The organism is Rhodoferax ferrireducens (assembly GCF_003347515.1).
Lineage (GTDB): Bacteria > Pseudomonadota > Gammaproteobacteria > Burkholderiales > Burkholderiaceae_C > Rhodoferax.
Genome location: NZ_QEII01000125.1, coordinates 1 through 602 on the forward strand (window position 1 = coordinate 1; position 602 = coordinate 602).

Consider the following 602-nt stretch of genomic DNA (forward strand, 5'->3'; position numbering starts at 1 on the left):
GTCGGGGCGCCGTGCAATGAGTTGCTCGACCAGCTGCAGGTTGGCCCGGTTGTCTTCCACATACAGCAGGGTGCGCAGTGCGGCACCGGGCTGGGCCCGCGCCTGCAGCAGGGCCAGTGGTTCGTCGGCGTCGGCGACAAGTTCGACGGCGACTGTCATGTCCAGTTCGATCCAGAACACACTGCCCACGCCGACCGTGCTTTGCACGCCAATGTCGCCACCCATCAATTCGACCAACCGCTTGCTCACCACCAGGCCGATGCCGGTGCCTTCTTCGGTGCTGGATTCCTGACCGAGCCGGTTGAAGGGCTGGAACAGCTGGGCCAGTTTGTCCGCGGACAGACCTTCGCCGGTATCCTGCACACTGATGCGCAGACGCTCCGGTGTTTCCGCGTTGAATCGCACGTCAATGGTGCCGCCCGCCCGGTTGTATTTGATGGCGTTGGACAGCAGGTTGACCAGCACCTGCTTCATCCGGGTCCGGTCGGCACTGACAAAGCAAGGGCGATCAAACTGCGGAAAGCTGATGTGGATGCCGCTTTTTTGCGCCTGCGGCTCGATCATGGCCTGGCAATCGAGCAGCACTTCGGGCAGCGATATGG

The 602-nt window shown here is 62.5% G+C and carries 1 protein-coding gene; it reads right to left on the bottom strand.

The features are described 5' to 3' along the window. A partial coding sequence (locus C5P05_RS00565; protein ID WP_232834278.1) for a sensor histidine kinase occupies positions 1-602 on the bottom strand: 602 nt, incomplete at both ends.